Raw genomic sequence first — 17732 nt, 5'->3', positions numbered from 1 at the left:
CATGCCGGACCAGCCTCTCGACATCTTCCCGCTCGACCTTACCGCCGGGTCCGTGGACCTCACCCGGGCGATCTGCGACATCGAATCGGTGTCGGGGAATGAGGGAACCCTCGCGGATGCCATCGTGCTCGCGCTGGCCGGGTACCCTCACCTCGAGGTCGTCCGCGACGGCAACACGATCGTGGCACGGACGATGCAGGGCAGAAGCCGGCGGGTCATCATCGCCGGGCACATCGACACCGTCCCGCTCAACGACAACCTGCCGACCCGCTTCGAAACCGTCGACGGCAGGGATTATCTGTGGGGTAGGGGAACCGTCGACATGAAGGCCGGAGTGGCGGTCCAGCTCAAACTCGCCGCCGAGCTGACGACCCCCGCTTGTGACGTGACTTGGATGTGGTACGACAACGAAGAAGTGTCGAGCGATATCAACGGACTCAAACTGCTCGCCGAACGACGCCCTGACCTGTTCGTCGGGGACTTCGCCATCCTCGGCGAACCCACCCGTGGCGACATCGAGGGCGGATGCAACGGCACCCTCCGGGTCGCCATCACGACGAGGGGGCTCCGAGCCCATTCGGCCCGCAGCTGGGTCGGCGACAACGCCATCCATAAAGCCGCGCCGATCCTCGCCGTCCTCGCCGCGTACCAACCACGCTCGATCGACGTCGACGGCCTCGTCTACCGCGAGGGCCTCAACGCCGTCGGCATCTCCGGCGGCATCGCCGGCAACGTCATTCCCGACGAGTGCACGGTGACGGTGAACTACCGGTTCGCACCCAGCCGCAGCGCTGCTGAGGCTGAGGTGGAGCTCCGCGAGTTGTTCGCCGATTTCGACGTGACCCTCCAGGACGCCGCCGACGGTGCCAGGCCGGGCCTCGACGCGCCGATCGCGCAGGAGTTCCTTGCTGCGGTTGGCGGTCGCGCTCTGCCCAAGTACGGCTGGACCGATGTGGCCAGGTTCTCTGCTCTCGGCATCCCCGCGGTCAATTACGGCCCGGGGGACCCGCTCAAGGCCCACGCCGACGACGAGCGGGTCGCGCTCGACGAGATCACAGCCTGTGAGACGGCACTCCGCACCTGGCTGACCGGTGCGAGGAGCTGAGCTCCGGTTCGGGTCGATCTGCGGCCTGTGGCGACGCATCCCATGGTGGGCCCAGGCGCTCCTGGTGTTCGGCGCTGCGCGCGCGGTAACCACAACGATCCTGCTCGTCGTGGCGGCCGGGCAGGCTGCTAACGCCTGGACCGGCCCGAGCCCCGGCTACGCGGATTTCGCGTCCATCTGGGATGGCCGCTGGTACAACATCGTCGCTGAGTCCGGCTACCCGAGCGTCCTGCCTCGAACCGAGGACGGTCAGGTCGCTGAGAACGCATGGGCGTTCATGCCGGTGTACCCGATGGTGGTTCGAGCGCTCATGGTGCTCACCGGGGCGCCGTGGGCCCCGTCGGCGGTGTTCGTCTCGCTGGCATGTGGCTTCGCATCCGCTGTCGTCGTGGCACGGCTGTTCCGACTGGTCCTCCCACCTGGAACCGCGATGTTCGCCGTCGTCTGCTACTCCGTGTCGCCGCTTTCACCCATTCTGCAGGTGGCGTACGCAGAATCGATGCACCTCCTGCTGCTTGCCGGCGCTCTCTACCTCGTGCTGCGTCGGAGGTACTGGATGGTTCTGCCGGTGATCGCCGTTGCCTCGTTCACCCGACCGAGCGGCCTCGCTTTCGCGCTGTTCCTGCTGGTGCACCTGCTGCACCGCTGGTGGACCAGGCAGCGGGACCCGTTCCCGGCGAGCGAGCGGATCGCGGCATCCGTCACGGCAGTCGCGAGCGGCGTGCTCGGCCTCGGCTGGCTGCTCATCGCCTGGGCGCTCACCGGCTCGTTCACCGCGTACACCGACACCGAACTGGCATGGCGGTCGGCCTACATCGGCTACACCGACCTGGTGCCGTTCGCTGGTTGGTTCCAGGGGCTGGACTGGTGGGCGGTGAACGGGCTCAGGCTTCCTGCCGGGTTCCGGTGGGGCGCCGCCGGGGTCGCCGTGCTCGTCGCCGCCGCGGTCGCGCTTCTCCTTTCCCCACCGGCGAGGCGGCTCGGGGTGGATCTCCGGTTATGGGTCGGGAGCTACCTGCTCTATCTCTTCGGGGTGTTCTTCCCGCAGTCCAGCACATTCCGGCTGCTCGTTCCGGTCTTCCCGCTGGCCGGGGTACTCGCGCAGCCCCGATCCGTCGTGTACCGGGTCGCGATCGTCGTCGCCAGTATCGTGGGACAAATCGGCTGGACTCTCATCGCTTGGCGGGTCGACGGCTACGACTGGACACCGCCGTAAGCGTGCCCCCAGTACGGGACAGGAAAAGGGGCGATTTCGCCTGTCCGCCCTGCATGGCGGATAATAGAGTTCTGAGCAACGAAAGGGGAGCCGAATGGCTGCGATGAAGCCGAGGACTGGGGATGGGCCAATGGAGGCCGTGAAGGAGGGTCGGCTGATCATCGTGCGGGTTCCACTCGAAGGCGGCGGGCGACTCGTCGTCTCCGTGAACGATGCTGAAGCCAAAGAACTCCACGATGCACTCGCCGGGGTCGTTTCCCCGAGCTAGTTCTTCACGTACGAAGACGCGGATGCCGGTGGTCGCCTGACCACACGCATTCGCGTCTTTTTTGCTGTGCGGCGTCAGTCGAGCTTGGTGATCTGCAACAGGCCGTCGCCGACGGGCGAAAGTGCACTCACCACGGCTGTTGAGGAGGCGATTTCCTGCACCAAGGTTCGGAAGGCGCTTGTGATGTCGTCGCGCTGCGCCGGGTCGGCCACACGCCCGCGCCACAGCGCGTGGGGAACGAGGACGGTGCCGCGGGCGCGGGCCAGCCGAAGCCCGTGCTCGACGTTTTCGATCACCTGGGCGGGGTCTCCGTCGACGTAGACGATGTCGTACGAGTTCTCATTCATGCGGGGAAGCACGTCGAGCGCCCTCCCGGTGATGAGGCGGACACGGTTCGCGGCGATCCGGGCGTCGGAGAACGCCTGCCTGGCGTAGCCGAGGTGTTCCACTTCGGAGTCGATGGAGGTCAGCACCGAACGGGAAGAGGAATGCAGGAGCCACAAGCCGGACACCCCTGCTCCTGTGCCGATCTCGACGATGTTGACCGCATTCGCCGCCGCAGCGAGGACCGCAACCTGCGCACCCATCGCCGGTGACAGGGGTTCGACGCCAAGCTCCAGGGACTGTGCCCGTGCCTTCGCGATCGCCTCAGATTCGGTGACGATATAGTCGGCGTACTTCCAGTTCGAATCTTGTTCTGACACGTCTTCACTCCCGATGGTGGTTGGCACAACAGTACCGGCGGAATGTGCGGGAATTCACAAGGCGCGGCGCGATAGTCTGAACTCGTGTTCTTTGGCCTGACGTTCGAGAAGTTGCTCATCATCGGGGTGATCGCTGTCTTTCTTCTCGGTCCCGAACGGCTGCCGGAATACGCATCGAAATTCGCGCAGCTGATCCGCTCGCTGCGCGACATGGCTCGCGGAGCCAAAGACCGCATGCGCGACGAAATGGGACCGGAGTTCGACGACGTCGACTGGCAGAAGCTCGACCCCAGGCAGTACGACCCGCGCCGGATCATCCGTGAAGCTCTCCTCGACGACGTGCCGGAGTCCGAACCGGTGATCAAACCCCCGTCGGCTGTTCCCGCGGCTGCCGGCGCCGCTGCCGCAGGAGTCGCGGTGTCGAAGCAGACGGTTCCCGGTGCGGCGTCGTCGCCATTCGTGACCTCAGGTGCTGTCGATCGCCGCCGCCGGATCGCGTCCGGGGAGTCGGTCGCTCCGCCGCCCTTCGACGCTGAGTCGACCTGAGCGGTGCCCTGACGGCATCGACGCTCCTGCGGGCGGTTCCCTGGCTCAGAGCAGCGCGGCCGGCGAGAACGGGCACCGCCGCACACCAGGCGAAGGTCTTCAGGCGAGCGTGCCGCCGACGCACCGCTACACCGGCGCCAGGCCCAGTTTGCGGCCAGCGAGCCCGCGGCCGGTCGCGACAAGCCGGTCGGCGACGGTGCGGATGGCGATGCTGGCGGGGTCGAGCGGCTCGCTGAGCACGACCGGCATTCCCGAGTCGCCGCCGGAGCGCAGGGGAACGCTGATGGGCACCGAGGCGAGCAGCGGCACCTCGGGAGCACCATCCGCCGCGCTGAGCCTCTTCGCCACTTCTGCCCCTCCTCCTTCGCCGAAGAGCGGCAGAACGGTGCCGTCCTGCTGCACGAGGCCCGCCATGTTCTCGACCACTCCGATCACCCGCTGGCCGGTCTGCCTGGCAACAGTGCCGCTGCGTTCGGCGACGTCAGCCGCTGCCGGCTGTGGTGTGGTGACGACGAGGACGTCGGCATGGGGCAGGGTCTGCCCGATGGAGATGGCCACGTCACCGGTGCCGGGAGGAAGGTCGAGAAGAAGGATGTCGAGATCCCCGAAGTACACATCGGTCAAAAACTGCGTGATGGTGCGGTGCAGCATCGGTCCGCGCCAGGCGACGGCCGACGAGCTGCCCGGTTCGACGAACATGCCGATCGAGATCACCTTCACGCCGTACGCGATCGGCGGGAGGATCATGTCACCGACCTGGGTGGGGCGGGTGATCACACCGGCTTTCGCTGCGGCATCCGTCAGCCCGAGCAGGCCGGGGATGGAGAAACCGTGAACGTCAGCGTCGATGATCCCGACGTTCAGGCCCCGCGAAGCGAGGTCGACAGCGAGGTTGGCGGTGAGCGTCGACTTGCCGACACCGCCCTTGCCGCTCGTGACGGCGATCACGCGAGTGAGCGAGTCGGGGCCGAACGGCATGACCCGTGCCGCCTTTCCGCCGCGAAGCCGCTCGACCAGGGCCCGGCGTTCATCCGCCGTCATCACACCGACCGCCACGCTCGTCGAGGTGACGCCGGGGACACCGGCGACGGCTGTGGTCACGTCGCGTTCGATCGCGGTCGCTGCCGGGCAGCCGACGATGGTCAGGGTGATGGCGACGGATGCGGCGCCGGCGTCATCGACGGTGACGGAAGCGACCATGCCGAGTTCGGTGATGGGTTTACGGATCTCCGGGTCGATCACGCGGCCGAGAGCTGCGGTGATACGAGCTTCGAGGTCAGCGTTGGACATCGTCCTTGTCTTTCTCGAGCTCCTCCAGCAGAGAGCGGAGTTCCTGGCGGATGAAGTCCCTCGATGCCATGTCCTTCATGGCGAGACGCAGGGCCACCACCTCCCGTGCCAGGTATTCGGTGTCGTTGAGGTTACGTTCCGAGCGCTGCCGGTCCTGCTCGATCTGCACCCGGTCACGGTCGTCCTGGCGGTTCTGGGCGAGGAGGATGAGCGGAGCGGCATACGACGCCTGCAGGGACAGGATGAGGGTGAGCGCGGTGAAGCCGAGCGCGGCCGAGTCGAACCGGAAGTCCTCAGGACCCCACGTGTTGTACGCGATCCAGGCCAGGCAGAAGAGGGTAAGCCCTGCGAGGAACCCCGGGGTTCCCATGGCGCGCGCCACCCACTCCGTGAACCGACCGAAGCGGTCACTGGACTCCCGGTTGCGGCCGGGAAGCATCGACGTGCGGAGGCCTTTCGGGGCGTCGAGGCGCACTTCGTTCCTGCGGATCTTAGGCACGAGCTGGCCTCCTTCCCTGTGGTCTGTGGGTCGCTACTGCGTCGTCGTCGTTCTGACTTCGCCAGTCTTCGGGCAACAGGTAATCGAGGACATCGTCAATCGTCACCACCCCGACGAGCCGGTGGTTGTCATCGACGACCGGAACGGAGACGAGGTCGTAGCTCGCGAGGATCCTCGACACTTCGGCGGCGGATGCCTTGGCCGTGACCGGGTCCAGGCTCTGGTCCATGATCGAACCGAGCCGTTCATGCGGCGGGTAGCGGAGCATCCGCTGGAAGTGGACGATGCCGAGGTAGCGCCCGGTGGGAGGCTCGTACGGCGGAAGGGTGATGCAGACCGCTGCGCCGAGGGCGGGCGGAAGTTCAGGACGGCGGATGAGCGCAAGCGCCTCCGCGACCGTCGAGTCGGCCGAGAGAATCACCGGCTCCGTCGTCATCAGACCACCTGCGGTGTCAGGGGCGAAGGCCAGGAGCATCCGGACATCGTCCGCCTCTTCTGGCTCCATCAGCTGGAGCAGGCGTTCGCCGCGCTCGGCCGGCAGCTGGGCGACGAGGTCGGCGGCGTCATCGGGTTGCATGTGGTCGAGGACGTCCGCGGCGCGTTCATCACCGAGTTCGGTGAGGATGTGGACCTGGTCGGACTCGGGCATCTCCTCGAGGGCGTCGGCCAGGCGGTCGTCCGAGAGCTCCTCCGCGACCTCGATCATGCGGTCCTGTGGCAGATCAAGCAGGGTGTTGGCCAAGTCGGCCGGTTTCAAGTCTGAGTAGGTGGCGATGAGCTGTTCAGCGGACTGCGCTTCGCTGCCGGTCTGCCTCTCCCGGATCTCGCGCCAGGTCGCGAACGTCGTCGTACCCTTCGCGAACGGGCTCGACGACGCCTTGGGGCGGCGGACGAAGTACTGGCTGACAGCCCATGCGCCAGGGCCGACTTCCTCGATGGCGACGTCCTCGATGGTGGCTTCGCCTGAGTCGTCGACGAAGTCCACCTTGCGGCCGAGGAGTTCGGCGATCACGCGGACTTCTCCGCCTCGCTGCTCAAAGCGCCGCACGTTGATGAGACCGGTCGTGATGATCTGCCCTGAGGCGATCGACGTCACCCGCCCGATCGACACGAAAACCCGTCGTTTTCCCGGGATCTCGACGATGAGCCCGACCACCCGGGGAGGGTCGTTCTTGCGGTACACCACGAGAACGTCGCGCACCTTGCCCACGCGGTCGCCCGCGGGGTCGAAAACGGTGCACCCGGCCAACCGGGCGACGAAAACTCTCGTGCCACTCACCCCTCTAACTTAGTGCGCGCGGCCTGGCGGCGGGGATGGGCGGCGCAGACAAAGGCGGATTCCCGGGATGCGGGTGGGAGAATGGACAGGTGAGCAATCAACAGCAGCGTCGCGGCATGTCCCGCGGGCCCCTCGACACCGTTCTTCCGCGCGGCGAGACTGTCGCCAGCTTCGAGACCTACAGTGAAGCGCAACAGGCCGTCGACCGACTTGCCCAGGCAGATTTCCCGGTCAAGCAGGTGTCGATCGTTGGCGACGGGCTCAAGAGCGTCGAACGGGTGACAGGCAAGCTCAGCTACGGCCGTGCTGCCGGTGCTGGGGCACTGAGCGGCGCCTGGCTGGGTCTGTTCTTCGGGCTGCTGCTCGTGATCATCAACCCGGCATCCGACCTCGTCTTCGTCGGCGCCGCCGTGCTCATCGGCGCCGCGTTCGGCATGATGTTCACGATCGTTTCGTACGCGGTGAACCGCCGGCGACGCGACTTCACGTCGGTCATGCAGGTCATCGCGACCAGTTACGCGGTGACGGTGTCCGCCGAACTCGCGAACCGGGCGAGGAACGTGCTCAGCGGATCGCCCACCGAGTAGTGACCGGGCTGGCCCATCGAGGTCAGCGGCAGAGCCGCAGACCTCAGCTGGTGAGGCGGGCTATCCACTCTTCGACATCGTCCGCCGTCCGCGGGATGCCCGCCGACAGGTTCTCGGCGCCGTCTTCGGTGACGAGGATGTCGTCTTCGATCCGGACTCCGATCCCGCGAAACTCCTCAGGGACCGTCAGGTCGTCCGGCTGGAAGTAGAGCCCCGGCTCGATGGTGAACACCATGCCGGCCTTGACCTCGCCGTCGTGGTACATGTCGCGGCGCGCAGCGGCGCAGTCGTGCACGTCGAGCCCCAGGTGGTGGCTCGTGCCGTGAACCATGTAGCGGCGGTGGAACTGGTTCTCGGCCTCGAGCGACTGCTCGGCCGACACCGGGAGCAGCCCCCACTCGGCGGTGTGTTTCGCGATGACCTTCATGGCCTCGGCGTGCACGTCACGGAAGACGATGCCTGGGCGGACGATGGCGAAGGCGGCGTCCGCAGCCTCCCGGACCGCCTCATAGACGGCACGCTGCACGTCGGTGAACCGGCCGTTCACGGGCAGGGTCCTCGTGATGTCTGCCGTGTACAGGCTGTCGACTTCGACCCCGGCGTCGAGAAGGATCAAATCCCCTGGGGTGACAGGGCCGTCGTTCCGCGTCCAGTGCAGGATGCAGGCGTGCGCACCCGAGGCTGCGATGGTGTCGTAACCGACGGCGTTGCCGTCAAGCCTCGCTCGGGTGTAGAAGACGCCCTCGACGGCGCGTTCACCCCGCTCGTGTGCCGAGATGCGCGGGAAGTCGGCGATGACGTCGTCGAAACCGCGCGCTGTGGCATCCACGGCGAGACGCAGCTGCGTGACCTCGAAGTCGTCCTTCACCAGCCGGAGTTCGGAGACGAACGTCGTCAGCGCGTCGTCCTCCTCGACCGTGAGGTCGGTATCCGTGGCCTCGAACCGGGCGAGATGATCAGTGTCGAGTTCGAGGTCCGCCGCAACCTGAGCCAGCGACGGCCGAGCGCCGATCCAGAACTCGCCGATGGCCGGGTTCGCGTAGAACTCGTTCGATGTCCTGTCAGCGCGTTCACGGAAGTACAGTGTCGCGTCGTGACCGTCGTCGGTCGGATCGAGCACAAGGACGGCGTCCGGTTCAGAGTCCGACCCCCACCCGGTGAGGTGTGAGAAGGCGGAGTGCGCGCGATACGGGTAGTCCGTGTCGTTGGAGCGCTGCTTGAGCGCGCCTGCCGGGATGACGATGCGCTTGCCGGGGAACGCCTCGGAAAGGCGAGCGCGGCGCTCCGCTGCGAAGCTGGCCTGTTCCCGGGCAGCGGGGAGCTCGTCGACACGGTCGGCCCATGAGGAGCCGATGAAGTCCTGGAACTGGGTGGACGCCGGGGTCGTCGAACGGTTGGACGTGCCGCGCGGTTCTTCGCTGGTGGTCTCGTCGCTGGCAGGCTGGACGTCTGCGCCCGGCGAGAGGGGGGTGTTCCTGGCAGTCTCCATACAGCCATTGTTCCACCGATGCCGCTGTGGCCGCTTATCGAGTTGGTGCTCGGCTACCCAGCGATGCGGGTCAGCTGCACGAGGACCGGTCGGTGGTCGCTCCCTGTGCCATCCGTCTCGGTGACGACGCGCATCCCGGTGGTCTGCCAGTCCGGGGTCGCCATGACGTGGTCGATCGGTGCCCCGATCAGGGCGGGGATGCCGGTCGGCCAGGTTCCGACCGACCCGTTGCCTGAGGCTTTCCCCGCGTCGATGCAGTTGCCGAGCGCCGCCTCGCCGGTGGACCCGAGCCCGGCCATGTTGTCGAGGGTGGCGTTGAAGTCGCCGGCCATGATGACGTTGTCGGTGCGGCACTGGTCGGCGAGCCAGGCGAGGTCGTTCCGCCAGTTCTCCATCTGCCCGGTGATCGGCGCGACGGCATGGGCGGCGACGATGGTCGGGCCGTCCCCATCGACAGGTTCGACGATCACCGTGGGGAGCACTGCGGTGTTGTCGTCCCGTTCCTCGTTGCTCGTGACCTTGACGTAATCGCCGAGTTCCGGGCTGATCAGCACGGTGGTCGACCGGGCAGGAGAGATCTGGTCGAACCATTCGGTGAGCACCCACATCGGGCGACCCTCCGCCCGCATGCTCTCGGCGATCTCAATGCCTGTCGCTTGCGTCGTCTCGGGAAGGGAGATGATGTCAGCACCGGATTCTATGGCGAGGTTCGCGACGGCGCCGGCGCCTGGCGCGTCGCCGAGCGTGTTCCAGGTGAGCACGGTGACCGTGTCCGGCGTCGGCTCCGCGAACGTCGTGTTGCCGAGCCCCCTCGATACGCCGATGATCGCGTTGGCGCCGATGAAGACCAGCAGCAGGACGACCACCGTGCCGGCGAAGGCACGCACAGGGGTTGCCAGAGCGAGCAGGGCGAAGGCGACGGCGGCGAGCAGCCCTGCGACGATCGTCAGAGATCGCATCGAGGTGATCTGAGCGATGATCCACGTGGTCTGCAGACCGAACAGTTGAGGGACAGAGATGACGAGGAGCGCGACGGCGATTCCCACGGTTGCGATGGCACCGAGTACTTTGAGCATGGTCCAGCCACACTATCGACACGCGACTGGGATTAGCCCGGAAACGGCGGGCGCGGCGCGAGCCATACACTGTGAGGATGCCAGTTCGTCCCTTGTTCGCCGGGCCTGCGGACCTCCACACCCACTCCCGAGTGTCCGACGGCACCGAGTCGCCCTCGCGGGTCATCCGCCAGGCCGCCGCGGCGGGGCTCGGGGTTGTTGCGCTCACCGATCACGATTCGACAGCCGGCTGGCACGAGGCATCCGTCACGTCAGCCGAAGTGGGCATCACCCTTCTTCCCGGTATGGAGTTCAGCGCACGGCTCGGCTTTCAGAGCGTGCACCTGCTTGCCTACCTGTTCGACCCGGACAACGGCGCCCTCAACTCGGAGACAGCGCGCATCCGTGAGTCCCGGTTGCGCCGGGCGGAGTCGATCGTGCAGCGCATCGCCGCCGACTACAGCCTGAGCTGGGACGATGTCGTCGCCCAGACCACACCAGGGGCGACGGTCGGCCGGCCGCACATCGCCGACGCTCTGGTCGCTCGCGGACACGTGCCGACCCGCAGTGAGGCGTTCGCCGGCATCCTGCACCCGCGGACCGGATATTACCTGCCGCACTACGCCCCGGATCCGCTCAAGGCGGTGCGCCTCGTTCGCGCGGCCGGGGGAGTGCCGGTGATCGCCCACCCCGCCACCCGCGGCCTCGACGCGATGATCGACGAGAAGCACCTCGGTGAACTCGTCGACGCAGGACTGTTCGGGCTCGAGATCGATCACCGCGAGAACACCGAGGAAGGCAAGGGACGGCTCCGGGAACTCGCCGACATGTTCGGTCTGGTACTCACCGGGTCGAGCGACTACCACGGCGAAGGCAAGCCGAACCGGCTGGGGGAGAACACCACTCCTGATGCTGTGGTGCGGGCGATCATCGACGAAGCGACCGGCTCCGCGCCCGTGTACCCCCGCGACGCGTAGCGTCGCGAAAGGCGGCAGCTTCTCGTCAGACAATCTCGAGAACATGACCGCTATCCCCGGCCGATCCCAACGAGACCTACCGGCGTGCGGGTCTGGTCTGGCGGCTCGAGTCGCCCCTCGGCGTGATCAAGAAGTCACACGGAAAAGCCCCGCACGAACCGAGGTTCGGGCGGGGCATTCTTGCGGAGAAGAGATCACTCCGGGCGGTTCGTGCGGCGGCGTGTCCGGCTGCGGCGACGCGGCGCACTGTTGCCGTCGTGGTGCTCGCTGCCCTGCCCGTCGTGCGTGCCTGCTGCAGCGACCGGTGCGTCCTCGCGCGGGGCTTCAGCGGATGCCGCAGGGCGGGTGCGGGTGCGGGCACGCGACGAGTCCCGGGAACCCTCACGCGGCGGACGGGAGCCGTCACGGGGAGGGCCGGTGCGCTTCTCGGCAGGCACGGCGGTCGACGCCCGCAGGCGTCCCTTGGTGCCCTCGGGGATGTCGAGGTCGCTGAACAGGTGGGGGCTCGAGGAGTACGTCTCGGTCGGTTCCGGCTGGCCGAAGTCGAGAGCCTTGTTGATGAGCGCCCACTTGTGCAGGTCGTCCCAGTCGACGAAGGTCACCGCGATGCCGGTCTTGCCCGCCCGGCCGGTGCGGCCGACCCGGTGCAGGTAGGTCTTCTCGTCTTCGGGGATGGTGTGGTTGATCACATGGGTGACGTCGTTCACGTCGATACCGCGCGCGGCGACATCCGTGGCGATGAGGACGTCCTTCTTCCCGGCCTTGAACGCGGCCATGGCCCGTTCACGCTGCTCCTGGCCGAGGTCGCCGTGCACGGCCGCGGCGTTGAAGCCGCGGTCGGTGAGTTCCTCGACGAGTTTCGCCGCCGACCGCTTGGTCCGGGTGAAGATCACGGTCTTGCCGCGGCCCTCAGCCTGCAGGATTCGGGCGATGACCTCGTCCTTGTCCATGTTGTGCGCGCGGTAGACGAGGTGTTTGATGTTCGCCTGCGTGAGGCCCTCATCGGGGTCAGTCGCCCGGATGTGGATCGGCTTGGACATGAAGCGACGCGCGAGGGCGACGATCGGCCCCGGCATGGTTGCGGAGAACAGCATCGTGTGCCGGTCGGTCGGCGTCTTGGAGAAGAGCTTCTCGATGTCGGCGAGGAAGCCGAGGTCGAGCATCTTGTCGGCCTCATCGAGCACCATCTCGCGCACGTTCGAGAGGTCGAGCAGGCGCTGGTTGTTGAGGTCGATCAGGCGACCGGGGGTACCGACGACCACCTGCGCGCCGGCCTTGAGCTGTTCGATCTGACCCTCATACGCCTTGCCGCCGTAGATCGAGACGATCTTCGTCGGGCGGTTCCCTGCGGCCAGTTCGATGTCCTCGGTGACCTGCACGCACAGTTCCCGGGTCGGAACGACGATGAGCGCGACGACACCCGGAGCCGGGTCGTTGCCGATCCGCTGCAGCAGGGGGAGACCGAAGCCGAAGGTCTTACCGGTTCCCGTCTTGGCCTGACCGATGATGTCCTGGCCGTCAAGGGCGAGGGGGATGGTCTGTTCCTGGATGGGGAAGGGCTCCAGGATGCCTTTTGCTGCGAGGGCGTCTGCCATGTCCTGGTCGACGCCGAGATCCGTAAAATTCACTAGTTGGTTGCCTGTCAATGCATATAAGCGGTCTACGCCCTGCATGTTTTTGAGGCGTAGTATCCCGATCCGATGCCGGGAACAAAGCCCAGCCTACCGAACATCTACACTGGAGCCGTGGTTTCATGGTTTAGTGCGTCCCGCTCCCGAGCGCCGTTGCCGCGCCTCCTCCCACGTTCCAGTGCCCTCCAGGCCACCAAAGTCGACTTCGCGGAGCTCGCTCCCGACACCTCCAGCTACCTCGGCCAGGTCGCCTACCTGCAGCTCTGCTTCTTCCAGTCCATCTCGAACATCAGCGCCACCTCCAAGGACCTGAACGCAACCCAGACCCTGTCGGCCGCTGCCGGCCTCGCCCTGGCCAAGCATCAGGGTCTCGTCGCCGAGATCCGCCGCCGAGGCGAGGACCCCACCGAGGTCATGGCGCCGTTCGTGCCCGGGATCGATCGATTCCTCGAACTCACCCGCGGAGCATCCGTCAACGAGAGCCTGCTGACCCTCTACATCACGCAGGGCTTCCTCGACGACTTCTTCATCCGCCTCTCCGACGGCCTGCCGTCCGAGATCGGCGCGCGCTACGCGAGCCTGCTCGGAGCGGACTCCGGGTCAGCCGGGATCGTCGGACTGTTGACGGATGCCATCGCGGTCGACCCGAAACGTGCCCACTTCTTCGCCATGTGCGGCAGGCGGCTCGTCGGCGACACCCTGCTCCTCGCGCAGTCGGCGTTGAACCTCGAGGGCCACAGCAAGTCGGACGAAGCGCGGATCGAGCCGGTCTTCACCGAACTCATCGCCACGCACACCCGCCGGATGGACGCTCTCGGCCTCACGGCCTGACCAGGTCGTCGATCGAGGCAACCCGCACGATCGTTTCGGCCAGCGCGGCGAGTTCCCCGCCGATGGTCACGAAACGTCAACGCGAGGTATTCCGCGTCGTAGATAGACGACCAGCCGAGTTGGTCGGCCACCTTCCACGCCTGACGCCGAAGCACGGCGTCGCCGAGGAGCCGAACCGGCATCCGTCCGATCCGGGCGAGATGGTCGCTGGCCGCGTCGGCATCCACTTCACCGCTGGCGACGGCCTCATGCAGCGCCGGTAACGTCTGTGAACGGAGAAGCGTCGGCGCGAGAAGCTCGTGAGAGTCTGAGACCAGGATGCCGGCGCTCACCACGGAGAAGCGCACCGGCGTCGAGAACGAACCCGGCCATGGCATCCTCCGCGGAAGTTGCCGTCACCCTAGACGGTCGGGGCGGGCCGATCCAGTGGGCGGTTGAGCCGGTCAGCCGCCGAGAGCGACGAGCCGGCGCTGATCGGACGCCGTGCGGTGCCGACCCAGGTAGAGGTCAACGACAGCGGCGACGACGGTCGCCAGGATCAGAGTCACTGCCCAGATCCATCCGCCGTCCCACGCCCACCCGAGCCAGGTCAGCGCCACCCAGACGATCGCAGCGACACCCGCTGCGACGGCGGGAATGAGGGCGATCCCGTGGGTGCCGCGCCACGGCAGCGGGTAATGCACGGCGACGCCGACGGCGGCGCCGAACAGGATGACGAAGAGGAGTTCCACCGGGATGCTTAGCCGACGAAACCGATGCGGCGGGTCTCTTCGCTGCCGACCTCGACATAGGCGAGGCCCGCGGTCGGGACGATGTACAGCCGGCCCTTGTCGTCACTCAGGGTGAAGTAGCTCTTCTCGGAGCCCAGTGCTTCTGAGATCGTCTTCTCGATCTCGGTGGCGGTCTGAGCGGACTCGAAGCTGAGCTCGCGCCCGCTGTTGGTAATACCGATACGGATCTCCACGAAAAAGCACCTTTCCTTGCGTTACCAGCAACATTACGGCAGTTGCCGTGCACACCTCGACCGCACGCCCTCGCCGAGAGCGAACAGCGGCACCGGCGTGCGTCCCGGCGGTGTCACTGGTGCCGGGTAACTTGGCTGTCGTGGCAATCCGAGGATTCACCAGTCCGAGACGCAGCACCGCTGTGCCCGCTTCGCTGGTTGCGGATGCCTCCCAGCAGGCGGTCCTCGATCTTGCCGACGGTGCCAGCGCCGCCGTCGCGGGTGCCCCTGGCACCGGCAAGACGTCGACCGTCGTCGAGCTCGTCGCCGATCGGATCGTCCTCCGCGGTTACGACCCCGCCGAACTGCTCGTGCTCGCTCCGAACCGGCGTGCTGCCGCTGCGCTTCGCGACCGGCTCGCGCTGCGGGTCAGCGTCCCGACGACAGGACCTCTCGCCAGGACCCTCAGTTCGGTGGCGTTCCAGATCGTCGGGGCGCGGGCGTCGCTTGATGGCCGGGAGGCACCGCGACTTCTGACCGGTGCCGAACAGGACACAGTGATCGCCGAACTGCTCTCGTATCACGAGGCGGATGGCACGGGCCCGGACTGGCCCGAACCGCTCGTGGCGGACGTTCGCCGGCTCAAGGGGTTCCGCACGGAGTTGCGGGAGCTGATGATGCGAACGGTCGAGGCCGGGCTGCGGCCAGACTCCCTGATCAGGCTCGGTCAGCAGACGGGCAGACCCGAATGGGTTGCGGCCGGTCGGTTCATCGCCGAATACGAACAGGTTGTCGACAGCTTCGGTGCCGACTACCTCGACTCGGCCGAGCTGGTTGCACAGGCCACCACCGAGCTCAACCGCGGCTTCGGGCTCGACGGGCTCCGTCTCGTCGTTGTCGATGACTTCCAGGAGCAGGGGCCGTCGGCGATCGGGCTGCTCCGTGCACTTGCCCGCCGCGGTGTCGCTGTGATCGCGTTCGGCGACCCGGACGTCGCATCGAGCACGTTCCGCGGCTCGGACCCGGCGGCTCTGGCGGGCCTCGGTCCGGCTCTCGGTGTGCCGGTGCACCGGCGCAGCCTGTCGACGTCGTACAGGCACGGCACCGACATTCGCTCGCTCGTACGCCAGGTGACCGAACGCGTCGGAGCGGCCGGTGCCATCGCCCACCGCTCGGCTGTCGCAGCTGAACGCGACGCCTTCCCGCTCGAGAGCCCGCCGCCGATCGTGCGGATCGAGGCCTCCTCGACGGCCGCTGAGCACCAGCAGATCGCGCGAGTGCTCCGCGAGCATCACCTGTTCGGCGAAATCCCGTGGTCGCGTCTTGCCGTGATCGTGCGTTCAGGCGCGACGATCCCCGTCCTGGCGAGGGCACTCGCCCTCGCGGAGGTTCCGACCGCGACTCCTGCTGGCGGGCGGACGATCCGCGCGGAATTCGCATCTGCCCAGCTTCTCTCCGCTGTGGCGTTCGTGCTCGGGCGCACCGAAGCGACGCCAGAACTCGTCACGTCCCTCCTGACCGGGCCGTTGTGCGGCCTCGACGGCATTTCGCTCCGCCGTGTCCGCCGGTCGCTCCGGCACGAAGAACTCGCCGGCAACGGCAACCGATCCGGCGACGAGTTGCTGCTCGACGCGCTCGGGCAGCCAGGGCGATTCGCGACCATCGACTCCGCCGCCGCCCGCGCAGCCGGCCGGTTCGCCCAAACCCTCGCCGAAGCGCGCGCGGCAGCTGAGGCCGGTGCGAGCATCGAGGAACTGCTCTGGCTGTTCTGGGACCGAAGCGGTCTCGCCGCGACCTGGTCTGCGCAGGCGCTCGGCTCCGGTCTCGCCGCCGACGAAGCCAACCGGAACCTCGACAGCGTGATGGCGCTGTTCACCGCGGCGAAGCGATTCGTCGAACGACACCCGGCGGAACCCGCGGGCCGTTTCGTCGACGAGATCCTCGCCTCAGAAGTGCCGGAGGACTCCCTGACCCCGCAGTCCGCCGCCGACGCCGTGTTCATCGGCACGCCGAGCGCCGTCGTCGGCAGCGAGTTCGAGGTTGTGATCGTTGCCGGGCTTCAGGACGGCGCCTGGCCCAACCCGCAACTGCGGGGGTCCCTGCTTTACCCGCATTCGCTCAGCCAGCTCTCCGCCGGCCTTCCTGTCGCAGACCTCGACGCACGTGCCGAAGTCCTCTCAGACGAGCTGCGGATGTTCGCCCTCGCGGTCTCGCGAGCCCGCATGCAGGTCGTTCTCACGGCCACCGTCAACGATGACGAACAACCATCGGCCTTCCTCCGATTCCCGGCGATTCGAGCTGTCGAACCGCTGCAGGGAGCCGACGCCCAGCATCCGCTGTCACTCCGCGGAATGGTCGGTGCGCTCCGGCGGCGTCTGGTCACCACGTCCGACCCACATGCGGCATCCGCTCTCGCCCGACTGGCAGCCGAAGGCGTGCCCGGTGCCGATCCAGAGGACTGGTACGGGCTCCTGGAGCCGTCGACGACGGCTCCGCTTGTGGATCTCACCGAACCGGATGCCATCGTGCCGGTGTCCCCGTCGAAACTGGAAACGTTCGAGAAGTCCGGACTGGCCTGGTTCATCGACACCATGGCCGCGGCGCCGTCCGGGCTTGCCGCTGGCATCGGCACCGTTGTGCACGCCGCCATGGAGCAGGCCGGGCGGATCCCGGCGGCTGAGCTCACCGACCAGGACGTGAGCGTCGAGCAACTGTGGAAGCACATCGACGAACACTGGTCCGAGCTCTACTTCGAAGCACCGTGGCTGGCGGAACGGCAACGGCGGCTGACCTCCCGCCTCGTCGAAGGCCTGTCTGAGTACCTCACCGATTTCCGGCGGGCCGGGAGCGAAACGATCAGCGCCGAGGGCAGGTTCTCGGTGACCATTGGGCAGGTGAAGCTGACGGGAACCATCGACCGGGTCGAGCGCCTGCCCAGCGGCGAGATCGTCATCGTGGACCTGAAGACCGGCAAGAACGCACCGACCAAAGCAAAAGTCGACGAGAACCCGCAGCTCGGCGGTTACCAGCTGGCGCTGGCAGCCGGCGCCGTCGGAGGGACGACGACGGACGACCCGTCCGGCGGCGCAAGCCTGCTGTACGTGTCGGGTGGCGCGAGAGGCAAGGGCTACAAGGTGCTCACCCAACAGCCGATGTCCGACGAGGAACGGAGCGCATTCACCGAGCGGGTGGTGACCGCAGGGCACGGGATGGCCGCTGCTGAGTTCACCGGAAACCCGAACCTCGACGACCGCGACCCGAAGGCAGACCCCATGTACCGCATCCACCTCGTCGCCGCGGTGAGCGCATGAC

The 17732-nt window shown here is 67.1% G+C and carries 18 protein-coding genes; 9 read left to right on the top strand and 9 right to left on the bottom strand.

All coding sequences use genetic code 11. The features are described 5' to 3' along the window. Position 1: 1 nt before the first annotated feature. From dapE to JWP90_RS08065, 3 genes are all read left to right on the top strand, one after another. Positions 2-1105: a succinyl-diaminopimelate desuccinylase gene (gene dapE, locus JWP90_RS08075; protein ID WP_297362211.1), complete on the top strand. Its 1104-nt coding sequence runs from the start codon at positions 2-4 to the stop codon at positions 1103-1105. Continuing rightward, the gene (locus JWP90_RS08070; RefSeq protein ID WP_297362208.1) at positions 1092-2321 is read left to right on the top strand and encodes a hypothetical protein; all 1230 of its coding nucleotides are present in this window, start codon (positions 1092-1094) and stop codon (positions 2319-2321) included. The genes dapE and JWP90_RS08070 overlap by 14 nt, the downstream gene beginning before the upstream one ends. A 94-nt stretch (positions 2322-2415) precedes the next feature. Further along, a complete protein-coding gene (locus tag JWP90_RS08065) occupies positions 2416-2589 on the top strand; it encodes a DUF3117 domain-containing protein (protein WP_090712530.1) in 174 nt (57 codons plus the stop codon). A gap of 74 nt (positions 2590-2663) precedes the next feature. Here JWP90_RS08065 and JWP90_RS08060 read toward each other — a convergent pair whose 3' ends face one another. Beyond that, the gene (locus JWP90_RS08060) at positions 2664-3293 is read right to left on the bottom strand and encodes an O-methyltransferase (protein ID WP_297362200.1); all 630 of its coding nucleotides are present in this window, start codon (positions 3291-3293) and stop codon (positions 2664-2666) included. Positions 3294-3377: 84 nt separating this feature from the next. Here JWP90_RS08060 and JWP90_RS08055 point away from each other — a divergent pair, with 84 nt between their 5' ends. Continuing rightward, on the top strand, positions 3378-3839 hold the full coding sequence (locus JWP90_RS08055; protein ID WP_297362197.1) for a twin-arginine translocase TatA/TatE family subunit: 462 nt from the start codon (positions 3378-3380) through the stop codon (positions 3837-3839). A 126-nt stretch (positions 3840-3965) separates the two neighbouring features. Here JWP90_RS08055 and JWP90_RS08050 read toward each other — a convergent pair whose 3' ends face one another. From JWP90_RS08050 to JWP90_RS08040, 3 genes are read right to left on the bottom strand one after another with little or no spacing between them, the layout of a single operon-like run. Next, complete coding sequence (locus JWP90_RS08050; RefSeq protein WP_297362194.1) at positions 3966-5129, bottom strand: P-loop NTPase; 1164 nt, start codon at positions 5127-5129, stop codon at positions 3966-3968. Then, positions 5116-5568 carry a DUF1003 domain-containing protein gene (locus JWP90_RS08045; RefSeq protein ID WP_297362242.1) on the bottom strand — a complete coding sequence of 151 codons (453 nt, stop codon included), beginning with the start codon at positions 5566-5568 and terminating at the stop codon, positions 5116-5118. Before JWP90_RS08045 ends, JWP90_RS08050 begins: the two co-directional genes overlap by 14 nt. Positions 5569-5620: 52 nt before the next feature. Further along, the gene (locus tag JWP90_RS08040) at positions 5621-6907 is read right to left on the bottom strand and encodes a CBS domain-containing protein (protein WP_297362191.1); all 1287 of its coding nucleotides are present in this window, start codon (positions 6905-6907) and stop codon (positions 5621-5623) included. Between the two features lie 89 nt (positions 6908-6996). Between JWP90_RS08040 and JWP90_RS08035 the strand changes: the two genes are divergently transcribed. Next, the gene (locus tag JWP90_RS08035) at positions 6997-7494 is read left to right on the top strand and encodes a general stress protein (RefSeq protein WP_297362188.1); all 498 of its coding nucleotides are present in this window, start codon (positions 6997-6999) and stop codon (positions 7492-7494) included. A gap of 43 nt (positions 7495-7537) precedes the next feature. On the opposite strand, the gene JWP90_RS08030 is transcribed toward JWP90_RS08035, so the two are convergent. Next, positions 7538-8983 carry an aminopeptidase P family protein gene (locus JWP90_RS08030; protein ID WP_297362186.1) on the bottom strand — a complete coding sequence of 482 codons (1446 nt, stop codon included), beginning with the start codon at positions 8981-8983 and terminating at the stop codon, positions 7538-7540. A 53-nt stretch (positions 8984-9036) separates the two neighbouring features. Next, on the bottom strand, positions 9037-10059 hold the full coding sequence (locus tag JWP90_RS08025; protein ID WP_297362184.1) for an endonuclease/exonuclease/phosphatase family protein: 1023 nt from the start codon (positions 10057-10059) through the stop codon (positions 9037-9039). 77 nt (positions 10060-10136) lie between these two features. Here JWP90_RS08025 and JWP90_RS08020 point away from each other — a divergent pair, with 77 nt between their 5' ends. Further along, positions 10137-11015: a PHP domain-containing protein gene (locus tag JWP90_RS08020; protein ID WP_297362181.1), complete on the top strand. Its 879-nt coding sequence runs from the start codon at positions 10137-10139 to the stop codon at positions 11013-11015. A 194-nt stretch (positions 11016-11209) separates the two neighbouring features. Here JWP90_RS08020 and JWP90_RS08015 read toward each other — a convergent pair whose 3' ends face one another. Next, positions 11210-12643 (bottom strand): DEAD/DEAH box helicase, encoded by a 1434-nt coding sequence (locus tag JWP90_RS08015; protein WP_297362178.1) that lies wholly within the window; start codon positions 12641-12643, stop codon positions 11210-11212. Between the two features lie 117 nt (positions 12644-12760). Between JWP90_RS08015 and JWP90_RS08010 the strand changes: the two genes are divergently transcribed. Continuing rightward, positions 12761-13477 carry a ferritin-like fold-containing protein gene (locus tag JWP90_RS08010; protein WP_297362176.1) on the top strand — a complete coding sequence of 239 codons (717 nt, stop codon included), beginning with the start codon at positions 12761-12763 and terminating at the stop codon, positions 13475-13477. Positions 13478-13596: 119 nt separating this feature from the next. Further along, the gene (locus JWP90_RS08005; RefSeq protein ID WP_297362173.1) at positions 13597-13740 is read left to right on the top strand and encodes a hypothetical protein; all 144 of its coding nucleotides are present in this window, start codon (positions 13597-13599) and stop codon (positions 13738-13740) included. A 180-nt stretch (positions 13741-13920) separates the two neighbouring features. Here the strand turns inward: JWP90_RS08005 and JWP90_RS08000 are convergent, their stop codons facing one another. After that, positions 13921-14208 (bottom strand): hypothetical protein, encoded by a 288-nt coding sequence (locus JWP90_RS08000; RefSeq protein WP_297362171.1) that lies wholly within the window; start codon positions 14206-14208, stop codon positions 13921-13923. 8 nt (positions 14209-14216) lie between these two features. Beyond that, on the bottom strand, positions 14217-14441 hold the full coding sequence (locus JWP90_RS07995) for a DUF3107 domain-containing protein (RefSeq protein ID WP_297362169.1): 225 nt from the start codon (positions 14439-14441) through the stop codon (positions 14217-14219). Positions 14442-14581: 140 nt separating this feature from the next. Here JWP90_RS07995 and JWP90_RS07990 point away from each other — a divergent pair, with 140 nt between their 5' ends. Next, a complete protein-coding gene (locus JWP90_RS07990; protein WP_297362167.1) occupies positions 14582-17731 on the top strand; it encodes a UrvD/REP family ATP-dependent DNA helicase in 3150 nt (1049 codons plus the stop codon). Position 17732: the final 1 nt, after the last annotated feature.

The organism is Mycetocola sp. (assembly GCF_025464835.1).
In the GTDB taxonomy this organism is placed as follows: Bacteria; Actinomycetota; Actinomycetes; order Actinomycetales; family Microbacteriaceae; genus Mycetocola_A.
Note: the sequence above shows the minus strand (reverse complement) of the source record. Positions and strands in the feature narration are given on the sequence as shown.